Origin of the sequence: Blastococcus atacamensis, from assembly GCF_002938425.1 — a bacterium.
In the GTDB taxonomy this organism is placed as follows: domain Bacteria; phylum Actinomycetota; class Actinomycetes; order Mycobacteriales; family Geodermatophilaceae; genus Blastococcus; species Blastococcus atacamensis.
This window is the reverse complement of record NZ_POQU01000067.1, coordinates 1-20,965: the sequence shown is the minus strand read 5'-3', so window position 1 is coordinate 20,965 and position 20,965 is coordinate 1. Positions and strand designations below refer to the sequence as shown.

21 protein-coding genes and 4 tRNA genes are annotated in these 20,965 nt (G+C 72.6%); 17 read left to right on the top strand and 8 right to left on the bottom strand.

Annotation, left to right across the window (positions count from 1 at the left end; genetic code table 11):
- The first annotated feature begins 116 nt into the window (after positions 1–116).
- Positions 117–2,867 (top strand): DNA polymerase I, encoded by a 2,751-nt coding sequence (polA, locus tag C5508_RS14715; RefSeq protein ID WP_104525694.1) that lies wholly within the window; start codon positions 117–119, stop codon positions 2,865–2,867.
- 265 nt (positions 2,868–3,132) lie between these two features.
- Here polA and C5508_RS14710 read toward each other — a convergent pair whose 3' ends face one another.
- On the bottom strand, positions 3,133–3,981 hold the full coding sequence (locus C5508_RS14710; RefSeq protein ID WP_104525693.1) for a class I SAM-dependent methyltransferase: 849 nt from the start codon (positions 3,979–3,981) through the stop codon (positions 3,133–3,135).
- Positions 3,982–4,197: 216 nt separating this feature from the next.
- On the opposite strand from C5508_RS14710, the gene rpsA reads away from it, so the two are divergent.
- Positions 4,198–5,667, top strand: a complete 1,470-nt coding sequence (gene rpsA / locus C5508_RS14705; RefSeq protein ID WP_104525692.1) for a 30S ribosomal protein S1 — start codon at positions 4,198–4,200, stop codon at positions 5,665–5,667.
- Between the two features lie 285 nt (positions 5,668–5,952).
- Here rpsA and C5508_RS14700 read toward each other — a convergent pair whose 3' ends face one another.
- Positions 5,953–6,225, bottom strand: a complete 273-nt coding sequence (locus C5508_RS14700; RefSeq protein ID WP_104525691.1) for a hypothetical protein — start codon at positions 6,223–6,225, stop codon at positions 5,953–5,955.
- 144 nt (positions 6,226–6,369) lie between these two features.
- Here C5508_RS14700 and coaE point away from each other — a divergent pair, with 144 nt between their 5' ends.
- A complete protein-coding gene (gene coaE, locus C5508_RS14695) occupies positions 6,370–6,966 on the top strand; it encodes a dephospho-CoA kinase (protein WP_104525690.1) in 597 nt (198 codons plus the stop codon).
- A 70-nt stretch (positions 6,967–7,036) separates the two neighbouring features.
- Here coaE and C5508_RS14690 read toward each other — a convergent pair.
- The 4 genes from C5508_RS14690 to C5508_RS14675 form a co-directional block, all read right to left on the bottom strand.
- A tRNA-Val gene (locus C5508_RS14690) sits at positions 7,037–7,111 on the bottom strand.
- Positions 7,112–7,165: 54 nt separating this feature from the next.
- Positions 7,166–7,236, bottom strand: a tRNA-Cys gene (locus C5508_RS14685).
- Positions 7,237–7,277: 41 nt separating this feature from the next.
- A tRNA-Gly gene (locus C5508_RS14680) sits at positions 7,278–7,349 on the bottom strand.
- A gap of 94 nt (positions 7,350–7,443) precedes the next feature.
- Positions 7,444–7,893 (bottom strand): SsgA family sporulation/cell division regulator, encoded by a 450-nt coding sequence (locus tag C5508_RS14675; protein ID WP_104525689.1) that lies wholly within the window; start codon positions 7,891–7,893, stop codon positions 7,444–7,446.
- A 124-nt stretch (positions 7,894–8,017) separates the two neighbouring features.
- Here C5508_RS14675 and C5508_RS14670 point away from each other — a divergent pair, with 124 nt between their 5' ends.
- The 4 genes from C5508_RS14670 (at position 8,018) to C5508_RS14655 (ending at position 10,052) form a co-directional block, all read left to right on the top strand.
- Positions 8,018–8,665 (top strand): sigma-70 family RNA polymerase sigma factor, encoded by a 648-nt coding sequence (locus C5508_RS14670; protein WP_232797150.1) that lies wholly within the window; start codon positions 8,018–8,020, stop codon positions 8,663–8,665.
- Positions 8,662–9,462 (top strand): anti-sigma factor, encoded by an 801-nt coding sequence (locus C5508_RS14665; protein ID WP_104525687.1) that lies wholly within the window; start codon positions 8,662–8,664, stop codon positions 9,460–9,462. Before C5508_RS14670 ends, C5508_RS14665 begins: the two co-directional genes overlap by 4 nt.
- Before the next feature lie 11 nt (positions 9,463–9,473).
- Entirely contained in the window at positions 9,474–9,953 is a 480-nt protein-coding gene (locus tag C5508_RS14660; RefSeq protein WP_198598098.1) for a TIGR02611 family protein, read from the top strand.
- Positions 9,954–9,980: 27 nt separating this feature from the next.
- Positions 9,981–10,052 (top strand) — tRNA-Val (locus tag C5508_RS14655).
- A 244-nt stretch (positions 10,053–10,296) separates the two neighbouring features.
- Here C5508_RS14655 and C5508_RS14645 read toward each other — a convergent pair.
- Both C5508_RS14645 and C5508_RS14640 read right to left on the bottom strand, forming a co-directional pair.
- Positions 10,297–11,679, bottom strand: a complete 1,383-nt coding sequence (locus tag C5508_RS14645; protein WP_104525685.1) for a multicopper oxidase family protein — start codon at positions 11,677–11,679, stop codon at positions 10,297–10,299.
- A complete protein-coding gene (locus C5508_RS14640; protein ID WP_104525684.1) occupies positions 11,676–12,503 on the bottom strand; it encodes a hypothetical protein in 828 nt (275 codons plus the stop codon). The genes C5508_RS14645 and C5508_RS14640 overlap by 4 nt, the downstream gene beginning before the upstream one ends.
- 206 nt (positions 12,504–12,709) lie before the next feature.
- Between C5508_RS14640 and C5508_RS20520 the strand changes: the two genes are divergently transcribed.
- From C5508_RS20520 to pdxS, 10 genes are all read left to right on the top strand, one after another.
- The gene (locus tag C5508_RS20520; protein WP_104525696.1) at positions 12,710–13,108 is read left to right on the top strand and encodes an HNH endonuclease; all 399 of its coding nucleotides are present in this window, start codon (positions 12,710–12,712) and stop codon (positions 13,106–13,108) included.
- Positions 13,109–13,118: 10 nt separating this feature from the next.
- Positions 13,119–13,676, top strand: coding sequence for an MOSC N-terminal beta barrel domain-containing protein (locus tag C5508_RS14630; RefSeq protein WP_104525683.1), 558 nt, complete (start codon positions 13,119–13,121; stop codon positions 13,674–13,676).
- A gap of 109 nt (positions 13,677–13,785) precedes the next feature.
- The gene (locus C5508_RS19595) at positions 13,786–13,953 is read left to right on the top strand and encodes a hypothetical protein (RefSeq protein ID WP_157944106.1); all 168 of its coding nucleotides are present in this window, start codon (positions 13,786–13,788) and stop codon (positions 13,951–13,953) included.
- 65 nt (positions 13,954–14,018) lie between these two features.
- The gene (gene thrS / locus C5508_RS14625; protein WP_232797149.1) at positions 14,019–16,061 is read left to right on the top strand and encodes a threonine--tRNA ligase; all 2,043 of its coding nucleotides are present in this window, start codon (positions 14,019–14,021) and stop codon (positions 16,059–16,061) included.
- Positions 16,058–16,618 carry an HIT family protein gene (locus tag C5508_RS14620; protein WP_104525681.1) on the top strand — a complete coding sequence of 187 codons (561 nt, stop codon included), beginning with the start codon at positions 16,058–16,060 and terminating at the stop codon, positions 16,616–16,618. The genes thrS and C5508_RS14620 overlap by 4 nt, the downstream gene beginning before the upstream one ends.
- Positions 16,618–17,235, top strand: a complete 618-nt coding sequence (gene pgsA, locus C5508_RS14615; RefSeq protein WP_104525680.1) for a phosphatidylinositol phosphate synthase — start codon at positions 16,618–16,620, stop codon at positions 17,233–17,235. Before C5508_RS14620 ends, pgsA begins: the two co-directional genes overlap by 1 nt.
- The gene (locus C5508_RS14610) at positions 17,232–18,176 is read left to right on the top strand and encodes a phosphatidylinositol mannoside acyltransferase (RefSeq protein ID WP_198598097.1); all 945 of its coding nucleotides are present in this window, start codon (positions 17,232–17,234) and stop codon (positions 18,174–18,176) included. The genes pgsA and C5508_RS14610 overlap by 4 nt, the downstream gene beginning before the upstream one ends.
- Positions 18,176–19,387: a glycosyltransferase family 4 protein gene (locus tag C5508_RS14605; protein ID WP_104525679.1), complete on the top strand. Its 1,212-nt coding sequence runs from the start codon at positions 18,176–18,178 to the stop codon at positions 19,385–19,387. Before C5508_RS14610 ends, C5508_RS14605 begins: the two co-directional genes overlap by 1 nt.
- A gap of 11 nt (positions 19,388–19,398) precedes the next feature.
- On the top strand, positions 19,399–19,947 hold the full coding sequence (locus C5508_RS14600) for a LemA family protein (protein WP_104525678.1): 549 nt from the start codon (positions 19,399–19,401) through the stop codon (positions 19,945–19,947).
- A gap of 49 nt (positions 19,948–19,996) precedes the next feature.
- A complete protein-coding gene (gene pdxS / locus C5508_RS14595; RefSeq protein ID WP_104525677.1) occupies positions 19,997–20,905 on the top strand; it encodes a pyridoxal 5'-phosphate synthase lyase subunit PdxS in 909 nt (302 codons plus the stop codon).
- The last annotated feature ends 60 nt before the right edge of the window (positions 20,906–20,965 follow it).

Below are 20,965 nucleotides of genomic sequence, written 5' to 3'. Positions count from 1 at the left end.
GGTCATGCCGGCACCGTAACCGCCGCTTCGTCGGGTCGGCCGGCCCTCCCGCAGGGGCCCGCCGCGAGCATGCGGGCGACGGGGGGCGAGGGGGTCCTTCACTACGATCGGCGGCGATGTCCGCTCCGGTTACCACCTCCGCGCCCGCCGCCCCGTCGGCTGCAGCTCACCCGCCCGCCCAGCGCCCGCGCCTGCTGCTGCTCGACGGGCACTCCTTGGCCTACCGAGCGTTCTTCGCGCTGCCGGTCGAGAACTTCTCCACGACGACGGGTCAGCCGACGAACGCCGTCTACGGCTTCACGTCGATGCTGATCAACATCCTGCGCGACGAGAAGCCCAGCCACCTCGCCGTCGCCTTCGACGTGGGCCGCAAGACCTTCCGCAGCGAGATCTACGCCGAGTACAAGGCCAACCGTGCCGAGAGCCCCACGGACTTCCGCGGCCAGGTGAGCCTCGTGCAGGAGGTTCTGGGGGCACTACGGGTGCCGGTCATCACCGCCGAGGGGTACGAGGCCGACGACGTCATCGCCACGCTCACCGTGCAGGCCGTCGAGCAGGGCATGGACGTGCTGATCGCCACCGGTGACCGCGACGCGCTGCAGCTGGTGAACGAGCACGTCACCGTTCTCTACCCGCGCAAGGGCGTCTCCGACATGACCCGCTTCACGCCGGAGGAGGTCGAGGCCAAGTACAACCTCACACCGGCGCAGTACCCCGACTTCGCGGCCCTGCGGGGGGACCCGAGCGACAACCTGCCGAGCATCCCGAGCGTCGGCGAGAAGACCGCCGCCAAGTGGGTGCGCGAGTACGGCTCGCTGGACGCGCTGGTCGACCAGGTCGACACGGTCAAGGGCAAGGTGGGGGAGAAGCTGCGCGAGCACCTGTCCTCGGTGCTGCAGAACCGGCGGCTGACCGAGCTCGACCGCGCCGTCCCCCTCGAGGTGGGCCCGCAGGACCTCGCCGTGCAGGCCTGGGACCGCAACGAGGTGCACACCCTCTTCGACAACCTGCAGTTCCGCGTGCTGCGCGAGCGGCTGTTCGCCACGCTGGCCAGCGTCGAACCCGAGGTCGAGGGCGGCTTCGACGTCAGCGTCGACCGGGTGCCCGCCGGTGGGCTCGGTGCCTGGCTGGACGCCCACGCGCGGACCGGCTCCACCGGGCTGATCTTCCGCGGCACCTGGGGCCGGGGCACCGGCGAGCTCACCGGCCTGGGGCTGGCGGCGGCCGACGACCACACCGCGTTCGTCGACCTCGGACCGGACCTCGACGTCGCCGACGAGCAGGCGCTGGCCGCCTGGCTGGCCGACGCCGCCCGGCCCAAGGTCGTGCACGAGGTCAAGGGCCCGCTGCTGGCGATCTGGGCACGGGGCTGGGAGCTCGCCGGCGTCGTGAGCGACACGGCTCTGGCCGCCTACCTGGCGCTGCCGGGTCAGCGGTCCTTCGACCTCGGCGACCTCGCCGTCCGCTACCTCCGCCGCGAGCTCAAGGACACCGCCGAGGCCGACGGTCAGCTCACCCTCGACGGGCTCGGCCCGAGCGAGGACGACGTGGCCGCGGAGGCTGCCAAGGCCGATGTGCTCAAGGCCGTGGCGGTCAACGACCTCTCCGACGCCCTCGAGCAGGTGCTGGGCCAGAAGGGCGGGGCCCACCTGCTCGGTGAGATCGAGCTCCCGCTGACGCGGGTGCTCGCCTCCATGGAGGCCCGGGGCGTCGCGGTCGACCTGGACTTCCTGCACGACCTGCAGAAGGAGTTCGCCGACGCCGTCGCCGCGGCCGCCGCCGAGTGCTACGCCGTCATCGGCCGGGAGGTGAACCTCGGTTCCCCGAAGCAGCTGCAGGCGGTCATCTTCGACGAGCTCGGCCTGCCGAAGACGAAGAAGAACAAGACCGGCTACACCACCGACGCCGATGCGCTCACCTGGCTGTTCGAGCAGACCGGGCACCCCTTCATGGAGCACCTGCTCCGCCACCGCGACGTCACCCGGCTGCGCACGGTCATCGACGGCCTCATCCCGATGGTCGACGACGTGGGGCGCATCCACACCACCTTCCAGCAGACGATCGCGGCGACCGGACGGCTGTCCTCCACCGACCCGAACCTGCAGAACATCCCGATCCGCAGCGCCGAGGGGCGCCGGATCCGGCAGGCCTTCGTCGTCGGCGCCGGCTACGAGTCGCTGATGACGGCGGACTACAGCCAGATCGAGATGCGGATCATGGCGCACCTCTCCGGCGACGAGGGGCTGATCGAGGCCTTCATGTCGGGGGAGGACCTGCACAGCTTCGTCGCCTCCAAGGCCTTCGACATCCCGATCTCCGAGGTGGACCCGGAGATGCGGCGTCGGATCAAGGCGATGAGCTACGGCCTGGCCTACGGGCTGTCCGCCTACGGGCTGTCCGGACAGCTGCGCATCTCCGTCGAGGAGGCGCGCGAGCAGATGCACGCCTACTTCGAGCGCTTCGGCGGGATCCGCGACTACCTCGACGGCGTCGTCGCCGAGGCGCGGCAGACCGGCTTCACCGAGACGACCCTGGGCCGGCGCCGCTACCTGCCCGACCTGACCAGCGACAACGGGCAGCGGCGGCAGATGGCCGAGCGCATGGCCCTCAACGCGCCGATCCAGGGCTCGGCGGCCGACGTCATCAAGGTCGCGATGCTCAACGTGGAGAAGGCGATCGCGGCCGAGGGGCTGGCCTCGCGGATGCTGCTGCAGGTGCACGACGAACTCGTCCTCGAGGTCGCGCCGGGGGAGAGGGGCGCCCTGGAGGCGCTGGTCCGGCGTGAGATGGCCGGCGCCGCGCAGCTGTCGGTCCCGCTGGAGGTCTCCGTGGGCGTGGGCGCCAGCTGGGACGCCGCCGCGCACTGAGGACCGTCCACGGCCGTCTCGCTGCTGCACACCGCCCACCTGGCGCCCGCGACGCGACAGTCGGGCCCGGCTACTCGTCCAACGGGTGTTCGTGGACGAGCAGCCGGATGTGAACCGGGAGCACGCGCGCGGAGGCCCGCACGAGTTCGTGCACGACGGCAGCGATCTGCACTCCGGGCCGCTACATCGAGGCGGTCGCGGTCGAGCCGTGCGCACAGGCGGCCAGTGACTGGAACGGTGGACGGCCCCAGCCTCCACCTGAGATTCAGGGTCGCCTGCAGACCATGATCAGCGTGCCGGGGACGAGCTGCCCGCGCTCTGGGGACCACTGCCCCCAGTTCTCCGTGCGGCCCGGCGTCCACTCCGGCTCCACCAGGTCCTCCAGGACCAGCCCCGCGGCGACGACGGCCCGCACCCAGTCGCCGACCGTCCGGTGGTGCTCGACGTAGACCGTGCGCCCGTGCTCGTCGGTCTCCACGTAGGGCGTGCGGTCGAAGTAGGACGAGACGATCCGCAGGTCCCCGGGATCGGGGGAGTCGGGGAAGGGCCAGCGCATCGGGTGGTTCACCGACGCGACGAATCGCCCGCCGGGTCGCAGCACGCGGGCCACCTCCCGCAGGGCGCCCTCGACGTCGGCCACGAACGGCAGCCCGCCGAACGCCGAGCAGGCCAGGTCGACGCTCCGGTCGGCCAGCGGCAGCGCGCCTGCGTCGGCCTGCAGGAGCGGCACGGCGATACCGGTGGCCCGGTTGAGCTCGGCGGCGCGGGCGAGCATCCCGCCGGACAGGTCGAGGGCCACGACGTCGGCCCCGGCGGTCCGCAGCCAGCGCGAGCACGGCGCCGAGCCGCAGCCGATCTCCAGCACGCGACGGCCGGCGACGTCGCCGAGCAGGTGGGCGTCGGCCTCCCGCAGCCCCTCGGGGCACCAGAGGAAATCGGCGTCACCCAGGTCCGACCCGTGCTCGGCCAGGTACGCGGGTGCCGCGGCATCCCACCAGGCGCGGTTGGCGCGCACCGATTCCGCGGACCCGGCGGGACGGCGGGCCACCCCGCCCGCGGCGGGATAGCCGTCGCTCGCCAGGGGCAGGGACGGGGACGGCGGGGGGACGCTCATGACACGCCGATCGTGACACGCCGCCGCCCGGACCACCCGGTCCACCCAGGTGGACCCGCCCGTCCCGGCGTCCGTACCATGGAGGAGCGTCAGAGGTCTGACGTGTCCTCCCCTCGCGGGACGGGCCGCGCCGGCTCTTCCCGCTGTTCCTCCCCGCGGTCGTGCGGCCGTGGGTGCCCTGTCCCTACGCATCCCCCGTCCGGAGCTACCAACCACATGACCTCCACCCAGGTCCGTCCTTCCAGCACCCCCCAGGTCGCCGTCAACGACATCGGTACGGCCGAGGACTTCCTCGCCGCCATCGATGCGACGATCAAGTACTTCAACGATGGCGACATCGTCGAGGGCGTCATCGTCAAGGTCGACCGGGACGAGGTGCTGCTGGACATCGGCTACAAGACCGAGGGCGTCATCCCCTCGCGCGAGCTCTCCATCAAGCACGACGTCGACCCCAACGAGGTCGTCAGCGTCGGCGACGAGGTGGAAGCGCTTGTCCTCCAGAAGGAGGACAAGGAAGGCCGTCTGATCCTGTCCAAGAAGCGCGCCCAGTACGAGCGCGCCTGGGGCACGATCGAGGCGAAGAAGGAAGCCGACGAGGTCGTCACCGGCACCGTCATCGAGGTCGTCAAGGGTGGTCTCATCCTGGACATCGGGCTCCGCGGGTTCCTCCCGGCCTCGCTGGTCGAGATGCGCCGCGTCCGCGACCTCCAGCCCTACGTGGGGCGCGAGCTCGAGGCGAAGATCATCGAGCTCGACAAGAACCGCAACAACGTCGTCCTCTCCCGTCGTCAGTGGCTGGAGCAGACGCAGTCCGAGGTCCGCAGCGAGTTCCTCAACAAGCTCGCCAAGGGCCAGGTGCGCTCGGGTGTCGTCTCCTCGATCGTCAACTTCGGCGCGTTCGTCGACCTGGGTGGCGTGGACGGCCTCGTGCACGTCTCCGAGCTGTCCTGGAAGCACATCGACCACCCGTCCGAGGTGGTCGAGGTGGGCCAGGAGGTCACCGTCGAGGTCCTCGACGTCGACCTGGACCGCGAGCGGGTCTCCCTGTCGCTGAAGGCGACGCAGGAGGACCCGTGGCGTCAGTTCGCCCGCACGCACCAGATCGGGCAGGTCGTGCCCGGCAAGGTCACCAAGCTCGTCCCCTTCGGTGCGTTCGTGCGCGTCGACGAGGGCATCGAGGGCCTGGTCCACATCTCCGAGCTGGCCGAGCGCCACGTGGAGATCCCGGAGCAGGTCGTGCAGGTCGGCGACGAGATCCTGGTCAAGGTCATCGACATCGACCTGGACCGCCGCCGCATCTCGCTCTCGCTCAAGCAGGCCAACGAGGGCGTCGTCGGCGAGGAGGACCAGTTCGACCCGGCCGCCTACGGCATGTCGGCGTCCTACGACGAGCAGGGCAACTACATCTACCCCGAGGGCTTCGACCCGGAGACCGGCGAGTGGCTCGAGGGCTACGACGAGGCCCGCGAGACGTGGGAGCGGCAGTACGCCGAGGCCCAGGCCCGCTTCGAGGCGCACCGCAAGCAGATCGCGGCCGCCAAGGAGGCCGACGCCGAGGCAGCTGCCGGTGGCAGCTACTCCAGCGACGACGCCGCTGGTACCGACGCCCCGGCGACCGGTGGCACCCTGGCCAGCGACGAGGCGCTCGCGGCGCTGCGTGCCAAGCTGGCCGGCGGCGGCGAGTGACCTCCAGGGTCTGACCCGCGCTAGCACTGCACGTCAGAGGCCCAGGACCCGCACGGGTCCTGGGCCTCTGTCGTTCTCTGCGGAGCGGTGGGGCTGTGCGGGCCCCTCGCACCCAACCGCACACACGACTGCGAAGGGCCCGTGGACGACGACGTCCACGGGCCCTTCGTAGAGCACGGGTGACCGAGGCCTGGCGCGGACGTGGAGTGACCACGTCGAGCAGCGAGCCGGAGGCGATGCCCGCGGCCTCGAACAGCGTTCCCGTCCGAGCAGGACGGGACGGGGTCAGAGGCTGAGGATGATGGCGAACGCCGTGCGCGGGCGACCGCCCGAGCCGGCGAGGAAGCTCCAGGTGTGGCGCCCCGTGGTGGGCGTCGAGAACATCCAGCGCAGCAGCGAGCTGCGGTGGGCGACGGCAGGCCGCTGGAACTGCATCCGGTCGCGGACCGCGGGGATGTCGGCGCAACGGACACCGGTGGGGGCGCCGAGCCGGTGCCGTCCGGCGCCACGGCGGGCGGCGCGGGTCGACGGGGATGCAGCGGGCGTGTGACCGGACATGTTCTCGTTCTGCCTCTCTCGGCGGGGAAGATCGCCAGGACGAACGTTAGTGGTGGGGCTCGTGTGACCACTGCGACGCGCCGGACTCGTGAGGTGTGTGTTACCCGTCCGTGATCTGGCCTGGGCGGTCGCTACTGTCCGTGCGTGCTGAGAATCGGACTGACCGGCGGCATCGGCTCGGGCAAGAGCACGGTGTCGGCCCTGCTGGCCGAGCGCGGCGCGCTCGTTGTCGACGCCGACCTGATCGCGCGCGAGGTGCTGGAACCGGGGACGCCGGGGCTCGAAGCCGTCGTGACGGAATTCGGACCGGAGGTGCTCACGTCCGAGGGGGCGCTGGACCGGGCCGCCCTGGCGGGCATCGTGTTCGCCGACGCCGCGGCGCGCGGTCGCCTCGACGCGATCGTGCACCCATTGGTGCGGCGGCGATCCGCCGAGCTGATCGCGGCCGCCCCGGCGGATGCGGTGGTGGTCAACGACGTCCCGCTGCTGGTGGAGACCGGTCAGGCCGGCTCGTACGACCTGGTGCTGGTCGTGGAGGCCGATCCCGGGACGAGGGTGGCGCGGTTGATCGGCCGTGGCCTGAGCGAGGCCGACGCCCGTGCGCGCATCGCCGCCCAGGCATCGGACCAGCAGCGCCGAGCCGTCGCCGACGTGGTGCTCGACAACAGCGGCACGCCCGACCAACTGGCCGAGCAGGTGGAGCGGTTCTGGAGGGAGCGGGTGGCTCCAGCGGTCGGCTGACCGGCCCCGGCCGGCACCGTCGGGCCCTGGAACGGCGAGAGCCCCAGGCCATCGGACCTGGGGCTCTTCGTGGTGGGCGATACTGGGATCGAACCAGTGACCTCTTCCGTGTCAGGGAAGCGCGCTACCGCTGCGCCAATCGCCCGTTCCGGCCTCGCGACCAGACCCTCCTCCGCGCTCGTGCTCCGCGGAGGAGACGAGGTGGAGACGGGATTTGAACCCGTGTAGACGGCTTTGCAGGCCGTTGCCTCGCCTCTCGGCCACTCCACCGCACGCGGGCGCCAGTCTCTCGACCGGCGCCCGAGGTTCCGAGCGGATGACGGGATTCGAACCCGCGACCCTCACCTTGGCAAGGTGATGCTCTACCACTGAGCCACATCCGCGTTACGGGAAGAACTCTAGCGGACTGCCGGAGAGGGTTTGAAGGGGGGTCCCCCCACCCATCCCGAGCAGGCTCCGCCGCCGAGTCTCCGCAGGTCAGCGGCTCGGAGAGTCCGGCCCGCCGTTGGACAACAGCGCGTCGAGCTCCTGGTCGAGGTGCAGCAGCGCGCTCTCCGACCCGGAGGGGACCAGCGCCTCGGTGTGCCGCAGGAAGGCGGCGACGGTCGCGCGGGACAACTCGAACAGCGCCTCGCCGGAGGGGGCGCGCAGGTGCAGGAAGACCACGTCCGTGCTGGCCTGCGCCGGCCAGATGCGCACGTCGCCGTCGCCGGTCGGGCGCTCCAGGCCGGCCTGCAGCAGTTCCCGTCCCACCAGCCAGGCGATGCCCTCGTCGTCCTGCTCGTCCATCTCGCCGAAGGCGATGCGGACCGCGAAGGGGTCCGACGGGTCGTAGCAGAGCAGCGCGGGGATCTCGGTCCACGACTGCGGGCCGACCAGCTGAAGAGTGATGGGGGAGATGTGACCGGGCGTCCATCGGCTCGTCATGTCCGGTCAACGACGGGGGGCCCCAAAAGTGACGTCCTGTCACACACCAGTCCCGCCCGTCACATGCGTCCCACGAACCACACCGAACCGCAGGGCTGGGACGTTGCGAACGCTTCGTGTGACCATGGGAGCCGTGAGTCGACCGGTGCGCCGATCGGAGGACGGCGTCGGGGACGTCGAGATCCTCCAGCGCATCCGTGCGGGGGAGCGCGGGGCGGTCGACGAGCTCTACGAGCGCTTCCGCCGGCCGGCCTTCGCACTGGCGCGACGGATCCTCGCCGACGACGGCCTCGCCGAGGACGTGCTGCAGGACGTCTTCCTCGGTGTCTGGCGGGATCCCTGGGCCTACGACCGAGCCCGGGGCAGTTTCGCCTCCTGGCTCCTGGCCGTCGTCCACCACAAGGCCGTCGACGCCGTGCGCCGGGAGGAGTCCCAGCGTCGTCGGCAGGGCCGCGCGGAGGAGGAGGCGGTGCTGGACGCACCGATCGCCACCCGCGACGTGGAGGACGACGCCTGGTCGCGGGTCGTCGCCGACCAGGTGCGGAGCGCCCTCGGGGTGCTGCCCACCGCGCAGCGCGAGGCGCTGACGCTGGCCTACTACGGCGGCTACACCCAGCGGGAGGTCGCGGCCCTCACCGGCACGCCTCTCGGCACGGTCAAGACACGGATGCTGGCGGGGATGCGCCGGCTCAAGACGGAACTCGGCGGGCTGTCGGGTCAGGGTGGGAGCGCCCTGGACGGCAGCGCGCCCCTGGACGGGACGGCACGATGACCGGGGAGCACGCCCACGACGAACTGGCCGTGGGATGGGCGCTGCACGCCCTCGAGCCCGACGACGAGGCCGCGTTCGCCCGTCACCTCCCGGGCTGCGAGCGTTGCGCCCGGACGGTTGGCGAGACCGCCGAGGCGATGGCCGCCATGGCGCGTGACCTGCCCCCGGCAGCGCCCTCGCCGGAGCTCCGGTCCCGCCTGCGCGCCGCGGTCGAGTCCACCGAGCAGCTGCCCCCGCCGACCGCCGCCGTGCCGGTTCCCGCGCCCTCGTCGAGCGGGGCCGAGCACACCGGGTCGGTGCCGCGTCCGGCCGCGCCCCGGTCGCGGACCCTGAGCAGGGTGCTCGTGGCCGCCGCCGTCGCCGCGGTCGTGGGGCTCGGCACCTGGACGGCCGTGCTCAGCCAGTCCCGCGAGGAGTTGCAGGCGACCGTGGCGGCGCAGGAGGCCGTGGTCGCCGAGCTCACCCGGCCGGGGAAGTCCGTCGTCGTCCCCCTCGCCGCCGAGGGCGAGGACCTGGCCACCCTCGTCGCCCGTGACGACGTCGTCCACGTGGTGACCAACGGCCTGGAGCGCAACGACGTGTCCGCGGAGACCTACGTGCTCTGGGGCCTCGGGCAGGGCGGCCCGGTGGCCCTCGGCACGTTCGACGTCGAACGGCCACAGATCGCCGTCGAAACCGTAGGCTCCGGTGCGACCGGACTCGACGAGTTCCCCGGCTACGGGATCAGCCTCGAGCCCGGTCGCCAGGCTCCGTCGGCTCCGACGGAGGTAGTCGCGAGCGGCGAGGTGACCAGCTGAGCGGATCGGACATGACGGCGGCAGCCGCCCACCCCCCGCGGTCGCACGGGGAGACCGCCGACGAGCGACGGGCGCGGTACGACGCCGACGAGGTGCACAGCCTTCGCGAGCGGGTGGCCGAGGCCCGCTGGCGCCGTCGGCTCGCCGCCAGTCGCAGCCTCAACCACAGCTACCGAGTCGGCGTGGGCGTCGTCGGAGGCCTGATCGTGGCCGTCGGCTTCGTCACCATCCCGTTGCCCGGGCCCGGGTGGCTCACCGTCATCGCCGGCCTGTTCGTGCTGGCGAGCGAGTTCACCTGGGCCGAACGACTGCTGGAGTTCACCAAGCACCACGTCAAGCGCTGGACCGACTGGCTGACCGCCCGGTCGATCTGGGTCCGCCTGCTCGTCGGGCTCGCCACGGCGGCGTTCGTCTACGGCGTCCTCGTGCTGACGCTGCACATGATGGGGGTGCCGGACTGGGTGCCGGGGTGGGTGCCGCTCTGGCGATGAGCGTCTGGCATAATTTGGAGACGCAACGGGCGATTGGCTCAGTGGTAGAGCGCTTCGTTCACACCGAAGAGGTCACTGGTTCGAACCCAGTATCGCCCACCGGAAGAAGGGCCAGGCGGACCCAGAGATGGGAAAGCCTGGCCCTTCTCGGTGTCCGGGGCCCGAGTCGGCGGACCGCCTCCGGGTCCGATCCTGGCGCTCGGCCGCCTCGGCGTAGCCGTCGAGCGAGCTGATCATCGAGTGGACGAGCGTCCCCATGCGTCTCCTCCGGGGTGCTGGCGCATCCGTCCCGTCCTGGTCCGGGGCCGGCGTGAGCGGGCCGGGTCCCGACGTCCGCGCGCGGTCAGTGGCGGTACTCGACCAGCCGGACCATGCCGTCCTCCATGTGGTGATGGTTGTGGCAGTGGAACAACCACCGTCCAGGGTTCGTCGCGAGGAAGTCGAACGTCACCTCGCCGCCATGGGCGGGCACCGCGACGGTGTCCTTGACCGGTCCCCGGCCGCTCGTGGTGAGAACCTGGAAGTGGTGGCCGTGCAGGTGCATCGGATGCCACTTGGCCCCGGTGTTGCGCATCGTCAGGCGCACCCGTTCCCCCTCCACGACCGGCAGCGGGTCGGCGTCCGGATAGCTCTGCCCGCTGATCTCCGTGCCGTCGAGCGTGAGGTCGAAGGCGCGGTCCGGGGTGCCGGCGGGGAGGGAGAGGGGCTCGACCGCCAGCAGCTCGTCGTAGCCGACGAGGCGGCCGTCGAGCTCGGCCGGCCGCTGGTCGGGCGATGGCGCGGCGGACACGGGGCTGCCGGTGTAGCGGAGCAGCGCGCGCCCGAGGCCGGGCCGGCCCTCCGCCTGGGCCGCGATCTGCCAGGCACCACCGCGCCGGTCGAGGTGGACCAGGACGTCGTACCGCTCACCCATCCCGAGGCGGACGGTGTCCACGGTGACCGGCTCGACGGGCATGCCGTCGGTGTGCGTGACCGTGAGTCGATGGCCGGCCACCGCGAACCGGAAGCCGGTGTCCGCCGCGACGTTCATCACCCGTAGGCGCAGCCGGTCCCCCGGCCGTCCCTCGACGACGGCCGGGTCCAGCGGTGGTCGCCCGTTCACCAGGAGCACCGGGTAGGTGCGACCGCCGAAGGAGACGACGTCCCGGGGATCGGCCGGCAGCGGCGGCGCCGCCCGGCCACCCCCGTGGGAGGTGTGGTCCTCCACCCCGTCGGCCCAGTCGTCCAGCATCACGACGTACTCGCGGTCGTAGGCCAGCGGCTCGTCCCGCGGTTCGACGACGAGGGGGCCGTACAGGCCGCGGTCCAGCTGCATGCCCACGTGGGCGTGGTACATGAACGATCCCGGCACCGCCGCCGGGAACTCGTAGAGGAACTCCCCGCCCGGCCGGACTGGCCGCTGCGTGATCCCCGGCACGCCGTCCATCGCGTTGGGCGGCGCGAGGCCGTGCCAGTGCACGGTCGTGTCCTCCGGCAGTGCGTTGTCGACCCGGACCCGGAGCATCTCCCCGGCACGGAGGCGGATCTCCGGTCCCGGGACGGTGCCGTAGCCCCAGGTTCGGGCCGGGGTCCCGGCGAGGTCCAGGGTCATGGCAGCCGGCCGGAGACGCAGCGCCGGGGCGGTCGCCGGTGCCGGCCCCCCGCATCCGGGGACCAGCGCCAGCCCGACTGCCGCCGACCCGGCCAGGAATCCCCGGCGGGTCAGCGGCGTCCGGAGGTCGCTCACTCCGCCTGGAACTCCGCCAGCATCCCCAGGGCCAGGTGCGGCGGTCCGCTGCCCTCGGCGTCATGGGCCGTGCCCTGCGGGACGAAGCAGACGGCGCCGTAGCGCCCCGGCTCCATGCGCAGGAACACCGTGTCGGAGGCACCCGGGTGGGCGAACGCCGCGCCGGTGAACTGGACCATCGACTCCGACTGCTCGGGGGGCAGGGCCGCGAGCTCGGCCAGCGGCATGTCGACCCCGTCGTTGATCCGGACGACGCCGATCTCGTGGAGTTCCTCACCCTCGTTGCGGAAGGTCACGGCCACGACGCCGGAGGGAACCGAGTCGGGGATCCCCTCGTACTCGTAGTCGACCCCGGTGGCCTCGATCTGCTCGTAGCCGCACTCGGCGAGCATGTACTCGTCGATCGCGTCGTCGGCTGCCATGAACTCGGCACCCTCCATCGGGGCCATGTCGCCCGTGGTGAGCGCCTGCTTCATCGTGTCGACCGCCGTGGTGACGTCATCGGCGACCTCCTCGGGTGCGGTGTCCTGCGCTCGCTCCAGCAGGGGGGTGAGCTGTGCGCCGAACTCCTCCATAGCGGCCTGGGCCTCGGCCGGCGGCGTCGTCTCGTCGATCGGTGGACCGGCGGCGGCCGCCGACTCCACGTCCACGCTCGCCTCGCAGAACTCCGCCGGATCGGCGGCGGCGGAATCGGTGGCGGAGGTGTCCGCGGCCTGCGTGTCCCCGCCGGCGTCGTCATCGGATCCGCAGGCGGCCAGCGCGGCCGCCAGCACCAGCGTCGCGCTCCCCGCCGACCAGCGGCGGAACCTCGTCGTCGTGTTCATCTGACATCCGGCCTCTCTGTCGGCGGACGGCCGGTGCCGTCCGTGTCAGGAGCAGAGTTGCGAGATCTGCAATTGTGTGGTCGGGGTCGACGCCTGCCCTGTCGCGGTATTCCAGTCCTCGTCCGCGATCCGTGACACTGCGTCCCCGGCCGAGCTCGTGTGGTCCGAAGCGAGCGTGGCGGGCTGCCGCGGAGGACCATGGAGTGGTGAGCGTGCAGCCCGACCGTGCGGCGCGGTTGCTGCTGATCCTCGAGCGGGACGGGTCGACCTGCGTCTGGTGCGGGCGTCCCTTCTCCGGGCAGGTCCGGCCGACCACCGAGCACGTCGTGCCACGGGTGAAGGGCGGGCCCTCCTGGCTGGAGAACGAGGTCGCGGCGTGCGGACGCTGCAACGGCGAACGCGGGCACCGGACCCCCGTCGAGTGGCTGGAGGAGTGCCGCAGGCGCGGCTGGCCGGCCGACTCGGCGCGGCTCTCGCGGACCCTGGAGGCCCTCGCCCGGGCGATCGCCCGCGCCGGGGGGCAGCGCCGGGCCCGCCCCTACCTCGACGCGCAGCTGCGCCGGTTCCGCCGGTCGGGCAGCCCGGCGGCCGACGTCCCGGCCTAGGCTCTGCGACGTGACGGCAGCGCACGCGAGGACGGGGCAGGTCGCCCGGATCTGGGTCTACCCCGTGAAGTCCCTCGGGGGGACGCCCAGGGACCGGGTACGGCTGACCCACGCGGGCCCGGAGGGCGACCGTGCCTGGACCGTCGTGGACGGCGGCAGCGGCGAGATCCTGCGCGGCAAGCACGCCCCGGCTCTGGCCCGGCTCACGCCCTCGGGAGACCCGGACGCCGACAGTCGGGTCGTCGCCGAGGCGCTCGGCCGGCCGGTGCGGATCACCCCGGCGCCCGGCGGCTCGGCGACCGATGCCGCCGCCGTGCACCTCGTCTCCCGGCAGGCGATCGACCGCGCCGAGCTGGGGGACGTGCCGGAGGGCTGCTCCGCCGACGACCCCCGGGCCAACGTCCTGCTCGACCTGCCCGACGACGACGAGCGCACGTGGGTCGGCCGCACGGTGCGCATCGGCGCCGCCGAGCTCCACGTCACCCGCACCCCCAAGCACTGCCTCGGCGTCTATGCCGAGGTGCGACAGCCCGGTGAGATCGCCGTCGGGGACGCAGTCCTGCTCTAGCCTGCGGCCGCGGCGCGCTCTCGGCTCGAGGTCCGGGCGGTGACGCTGCTGCTCGCCGCGTGCGGCGGCGAGGAGGGCGCGACCGACGTCGACGCCATGCCGTCGGTGGGTGGCCCACGGCCTCGCGGACCACCTCGCCGAGCACGCCACCCGAGGGCACCCGACCGAGGACTCCGTCGCCGCGCGGTTCACCTCCACCGATGCGGCGCGGTCGCCGCTGGTGTCGCCGTCGTCCCCGGTCGACGCGCTGCGGGGCGCGGGGCGAGGAGCGCACTAGGCTCAAAGGCCGGCGACCGGCCTCGGCCGGGCGCCCCGATGCCCTGCCGACCCCTGGGAGTTCCTGTGTCCACCCCGCCCTCGCCGACCGCCGTCACCCCGATCCGGGTGCCGGCCGGGACGACGGCGCAGCAGGCCCTCAAGGACGCCGGGGTCCCGCTCAAGGGTCCCGACGGCGCCGTCGTCGTGCGTGACCTGGCCTCCGGCGACCTCAAGGACCTGGCCTGGGCCCCCGATGCCGAGGCCGAGGTGGAGCCGGTCCCCGCGGCGAGCGCCGAGGGGCGAGCGGTGATCCGGCACTCCGCCGCACACGTGCTGGCCCAGGCGGTGCAGGAGCTCTTCCCGGGTACCAGGCTGGGCATCGGCCCGCCGGTGGAGAACGGCTTCTACTACGACTTCGACCCGGAGCGGCCCTTCACCCCCGAGGACCTGCAGGCCCTCGAGAAGAAGATGACCGAGATCGTCCGGGCCGGGCAGCACTTCGCCCGCCGCGAGATCAGCGACGCCGATGCCCAGGCCGAGCTCGCCTCCGAGCCGTACAAGCTCGAGCTGATCGGGCTGAAGGGCTCTGCTGGCGACCCGACCCAACCCGCCGCCGACGGTGCGGACGTGGAGGTCGGCGGGGCGCAGCTGACCATGTACGACAACCTCGATGCGCGCACCGGTGACCGCGTCTGGACCGACCTGTGCCGCGGCCCCCACCTGCCGCGCACCAGCACCATCCCGGCGTTCAGCCTCACCCGCTCGGCCGCCGCCTACTGGCGGGGGAGCGAGAAGAACCCGCAGCTGCAGCGGGTCTACGGCACCGCATGGGAGAGCAAGGACGCGCACAAGGCGTACCTGGAGCACCTGGCCGAGGCCGAGCGCCGCGACCACCGCCGCCTCGGCGCCGAGCTCGACCTGTTCAGCTTCCCCGACGAGATCGGCTCCGGCCTGGTCGTGTTCCACCCGAAGGGTGGCGTGGTCAAGCGGGAGATGGAGGACTACGTCCGCGCCCGCCACATCGAGGAGGGGTTCGACTACGTCGGCACCCCGCACATCTCCAAGAGCGGGTTGTTCGAGACCTCGGGCCACCTGCCGTACTACGCCGACACGATGTTCCCCGGCATGGAGCTGGAGAACAGCGAGTACCGGCTCAAGGCCATGAACTGCCCCATGCACAACCTGATCTTCCGGTCGCGGGGGCGGTCCTACCGCGAGCTGCCGCTGCGGTTCTTCGAGTTCGGCACCGTCTACCGCTACGAGAAGTCCGGAGTCGTGCACGGGCTCACCCGGGTCCGCGGCCTCACCCAGGACGACTCGCACAGCTACGTGACCCCCGAGCAGGCGCCCGGCGAGATCCGGCACCTGCTGAACTTCGTGCTCAGCCTGCTGCGCGACTTCGGCCTGGACGACTACTACCTGGAGCTGTCGACCCGGGGCGACGACCCGGAGAAGCAGTCCAAGTTCATCGGCTCCGAGGAGCAGTGGGCGGTGGCCACCCAGGTGCTCGAGGACGCCGCCCGCGAGACCGGTCTGGAGCTCGTGCCCGACCCGGGCGGCGCGGCCTTCTACGGCCCGAAGATCTCGGTGCAGGCGCGCGACGCGATCGGCCGGACCTGGCAGATGTCGACCATCCAGTACGACTTCAACCAGCCGGCCCGGTTCGGCCTGGGGTTCAGCGCCGCCGACGGCACGCGGCAGCAGCCGGTGATGATCCACTCCGCCAAGTTCGGGTCGATCGAGCGGTTCTTCGGCGTGCTGACCGAGCACTACGCGGGCGCCTTCCCGGCGTGGCTGGCCCCGGTGCAGGCCGTCGGCATCCCGGTCACCGACGAGCAGGTGCCCTACCTGTGCGACGTCGCGCTGAAGCTCAAGGCGCGTGGCCTCCGGGTGGAGATCGACGACTCCGACGACCGGATGCAGAAGAAGATCCGCACCGCGAGCAAGCAGAAGGTGCCCTTCGTGCTCATCGCCGGCGCCACCGACGCCGAGGCGGGTGCGGTCTCCTTCCGCTTCCGCGACGGCAGCCAGCGCAACGGCGTGCCGGTCGACGCAGCCGTCGAGGAGATCGCCGCCTGGGTGGCGGCGCGGAACAACGCGGACCCGAAGGCGGAGTCCGCCGGATGAGCACCGACGAGGGACCGGGCACCGCCTTCGAGCACCTGTGGACGCCGTACCGGATGGCCTACATCCGCGGCGAGAACAAGCCGACCGGTGACCACGACTGCCCGTTCTGCCTCATCCCCGCGATGAACGACGAGGACGGCCTGATCGTGGCCCGGGGGGCGACGGTGTTCGCGGTCCTGAACCTTTACCCCTACAACGCCGGCCACCTGATGCTGGTCCCGTACCGGCACGTGCCCGACTACACCGACCTGACGGTCGAGGAGGTCGCCGAACTCGGCGCCTTCACGCAGACGGCAATGCGCACGATCCGCGCGGTCGCCGGCGCGCACGGGTTCAACATCGGCATGAACCAGGGAGCCGTGGCCGGCGCCGGCATCGCCGACCACCTGCACCAGCACGCCGTGCCCCGCTGGGGCGGGGACACCAACTTCATGCCCGTGGTCGGGCTCACCCGGGTGCTCCCGCAGGTGCTGCGCGAGACCCGGGAGCTGCTGGCCGCCCAGTGGTCGTCCTCCGCTGCGTCGTCCACCCATCCCTCCACCTCGACGGAGGCCTGATGCTCGGCGTCAACGCCCGTCCCGTCGTCGCCAAGGTGGTGAACCCGCTGGCCGCCCGGCTGGCCCGGATCGGCGTCACCCCCGACATGGTGACGATCACCGGCACCCTCGGTGCCGTGGCCGCGGCCGCGGCGCTCATCGCCACCGGGCACCTGTTCTGGGGCGCCTTCGCCGTCACCGTCTTCGTGCTGCTGGACATGCTCGACGGGGCGCTCGCCCGGCTGCGCGGCGGCGGCTCGGTCTTCGGCGCGGTGCTGGACTCCACCGGTGACCGCGCGGCCGACGCCGCCATCTTCGGAGCCCTCATCTGGTGGTACTCCGGCGACGGTGACAACCGGATGCTGGTCCTGCTCGCGCTGCTGTGCCTGGTGCTCGGCGTGCTCACCTCCTACATCAAGGCGCGCGCCGAAGGCATGGGCCTGGCCTGCGACGTCGGCGTCGTCGAGCGCACCGAGCGCCTCATCCTGGTGCTGGTCGGCACCGGCTTCACCGGCCTGGGGATCCCGTACGCCGTGCACGTCGCCCTGTGGGTGCTGCTCGCCGGTAGCGCGGTCACCGTCGCGCAGCGGGCCGTGGCGGTGAAGCGGGCCGCAGCCGGCGCGCGGATCGCCTCGTGAGCAGCCGCCGCGAGCGGCTGCTGGGCCGGGCCGCCGACGTCGGGTACGCCGCCGGGTGGCGCGCGGTGCGGATGCTCCCGGACGCGGCCGCCCGGGGCCTGTTCGACCGGGCCGGGAACTGGGCGGCTGCGCGGGAGGGCACCGGTGTCCGCCGGCTGCGGGCGAACCTCCGGGTGGTCACCGGCGGCACCCTGACCGAGGGTGAGCTCGACGAGCTGACAGGTGCGGCGATGCGGTCCTACGCCCGGTACTGGCAGGAGGCCTTCCGGCTGCCCACCCTCGGCGCCGACCGGATCGTCGCCGGGACCACGGTGCCCGGCATCGAGCACCTGGAGGCCGCGCGGGCCGCGGGCAGGGGAGTGATCCTCGCGTTGCCGCACAGCGGCAACTGGGACGCCGCCGGCGTGTGGTTCATCCACTGGCTGGGCGGCCCGTTCATGACCGTCGCCGAGCGGCTGAAGCCGGAGTCGCTGTACCGGCGGTTCCTCGACTACCGCGAGTCCCTCGGCATGCGGGTCGTGCCGCTCACCGGCGGACCGCGGCCGAGCACGGAGGTCCTGCGGGACTGGCTGGCCGACGGCGGATCTGCGTGCCTCCTGGTCGACCGCAACCTCGGCGCCGGAGGCGTCCCGGTCACCTTCTTCGGTCGCCGGGCCACCATGCCCGGCGGCGCGGCGATGCTGGCCGCGGAGACCGGCGCCGCCCTGCACCCGGTCGTCTGCCGCTTCACCGAGCGCGGCTGGGAGCTGACGGTGCACCCGGAGGTCCCGCTCTCCGGCGTGGGGGATCCACGGGCCGCGGTGCCCACCGCGATGCAGGCCGTGGCCGACGCGTTCAGCCAGTCGATCGCCGAGCGTCCCGAGGACTGGCACATGCTCGGTCGCATCTGGCCCGACGTCCCCGCCGACGAGCCGCGCTCCGCACGGAGGGACCCCGCCTGATGCGCGTCGGCCTCGTCTCCCCGTACCGGTGGGACGTCCCCGGGGGTGTCCAGTACCACGTGCGCGACCTGGCCGAGACGCTGCGCGGGATGGGGCACCACGTCGAGGTGCTGACCCCCGCCGAACGCGAGGAGTCGATCACCGACCCCTTCATCACCTTCGCCGGCCGGACCGTGCCGGTTCCGTACAACGGTTCGATGGCCAGCGTGCAGTTCGGCCCGGTCTCGGCCGCGCGGGTGCGCCGCTGGCTGCGCGAAGGGCGCTTCGACGTCGTCCACGTGCACGAGCCGTCGTCGCCGTCGGTGTCGCTGCTCGTCTGCATGCTCGCCCAGGGCCCGATCGTCGCGACCTTCCACACGGCCACCACCCGCTCGAAGATGCTGGTCGTGCTCGGGCCGACCGTGCGCCCCTGGCTCGAACGCATCGCCGGGCGGATCGCGGTCTCCGACTTCGCCCGCCGGGTGCAGGTCGAGCACCTGGGCGGCGACGCGGTGATCATCCCCAACGGGGTGCACGTCGGCCGCTTCGCCGAGGGCCCGACGCTCACCGGCCGCCCGCGCGGCGCCGACGGCCCCACCGTCGGCTTCGTCGGCCGGTTCGACGAGCCGCGCAAGGGCCTGCCGGTGCTGCTCGAGGCGATGCGCACCGTGGTGCGGGACCACCCGGACGCTCGCCTGGTCATCGCCGGCCGCGGCGACGCCGACGAGCTGGAGCGCATGGTGGGGGAGGACCTCCGCCCGCACGTCGCGCTGCTGGGAGAGGTCCCCGAGGCCGGCAAGGCGGCGCTGCTGCGCACCGTCGACGTCTACTGCGCGCCCAACCTCCTGGGCGAGTCCTTCGGTGTGATCCTCATCGAGGCCATGGCCGCCGGGGCGCCGGTCGTCGCCAGCGACCTCGACGCCTTCGTCCGCGTCCTCGACGACGGCCGGGCGGGGATCGTGGTGCGCCGCGACGACCCGTCAGCGCTCGGCCGGGCGCTGTCGGAGCTGCTCGGCGACCCCGCGCGACGGGCCCAGCTGGCCGCCCGGGGATCGGAGCTGGCCGCCCAGTACGACTGGCAGGTGCTGGCCCGCCGGATCCTCGCCGTCTACGAGACCGTGCTCCCGCCGGGTGGTGGACCGGTCACGGCAGGCCCCGAGGACGACGTCCCGGGGGTGCCACCGGCAGGTACCGCGGCGCGACCTCCCCGGATCCGGCGGGTGCGCCGCTAGCCTCGACGACCGTGACGTCCGAGGTGTGGTTGCTGATCGCCGCCGGCGTCCTCGTGCTGCTCGCGGTCTGGACCGGCTGGACCCTCACCCGGCTGCGCCGGCTGGCCCTGCGGGTGGAGCGGGCGGAGGCCGCGCTGGATGCGCAGCTGCAGCGGCGGGTGGGTCTGGCGGAGGAGCTGGCCCGCAACCACCCGGCGGCGCTGGGCGAGGAGACGGCCGAGCGGCTGGCGGCGGCCGCCGCGCAGGCGCGGGCCTCGCTCCGCGGGGACCGCGAGCTGGCGGAGAACGCCCTCGGACGGGAGCTGCGCGAGCTCCCGTCGGACCTCCCCGGTGTGCCGAACGCCCTGCGCACAGATCTGGCGGGCACGCTCACCCGCGTCGCCCTGGCCCGCCGTTTCTACAACGATGCCGTCCGGGACACTCGGGAGCTGCGCGGCCGGCGGTTCGCCCGCTGGCTGGGACTGCACCGCTCGCGACCGCTCCCGCGCTACTTCGACATCGACGACCGGATCGAGGGCGTGACGAAGGTGACCGATCCCGTCGGCCGACCGGGGCGCTGAAGCACGTAGAGTCGAGCACGAGAATCTCGGCGATCGAAGGCGGACACCCGTGGCAGCGCACCTCGACCAGGCGGTCTCCGCCACCGGCACCGGTCTCGTGAAGCGGGGGATGGCCGAGCAGCTCAAGGGCGGCGTCATCATGGACGTCGTCACCCCGGAGCAGGCGCGCATCGCCGAGGACGCCGGCGCGGTCGCCGTGATGGCGCTCGAGCGGGTGCCCGCCGACATCCGGGCCCAGGGCGGAATCGCACGGATGAGCGACCCCGACATGATCCAGGGGATCATCGACGCGGTCTCGATCCCGGTGATGGCCAAGGCCCGGATCGGCCACTTCGTGGAGGCCCAGGTCCTGCAGTCCCTCGGCGTCGACTACATCGACGAGTCCGAGGTCCTGACCCCGGCCGACGAGGCGCACCACATCGACAAGCACTCCTTCACGGTGCCCTTCGTCTGCGGAGCCACCGACCTGGGCGAGGCCCTGCGCCGCCTCTCCGAGGGTGCGGCGATGATCCGCTCCAAGGGCGAGGCCGGCACCGGCAACGTCGTCGAGGCCACCCGGCACATGCGTGCCCTGCGGGCCGGCATCCGACGGCTGACCACCCTGGACGAGACCGAGCTGTTCGTGGCCGCCAAGGAGCTGCGTGCCCCCGTGGAGCTCGTGCGCGAGGTCGCGCGGCTGGGCAAGCTGCCCGTCGTCCTCTTCACCGCAGGTGGCCTGGCCACTCCCGCCGACGCCGCGATGATGATGCAGCTGGGCGCCGAGGGCGTCTTCGTCGGCTCGGGCATCTTCAAGTCCGGTGACCCGGCGCAGCGCGCTGCGGCGATCGTCCAGGCGACCACGTTCTTCGACGACCCCGACGTCATCGCCAAGGTGTCGCGCGGCCTGGGCGAGCCCATGGTCGGCATCAACGTCGCCACGCTCCCGGAGAGCGAGCGCTACGCGACCCGCGGGTGGTGAGCCGGCCGGTCGGGGGTCGGCCACTTAAAACCCACTGACTCTGCCACCGAAGAGGAAAAA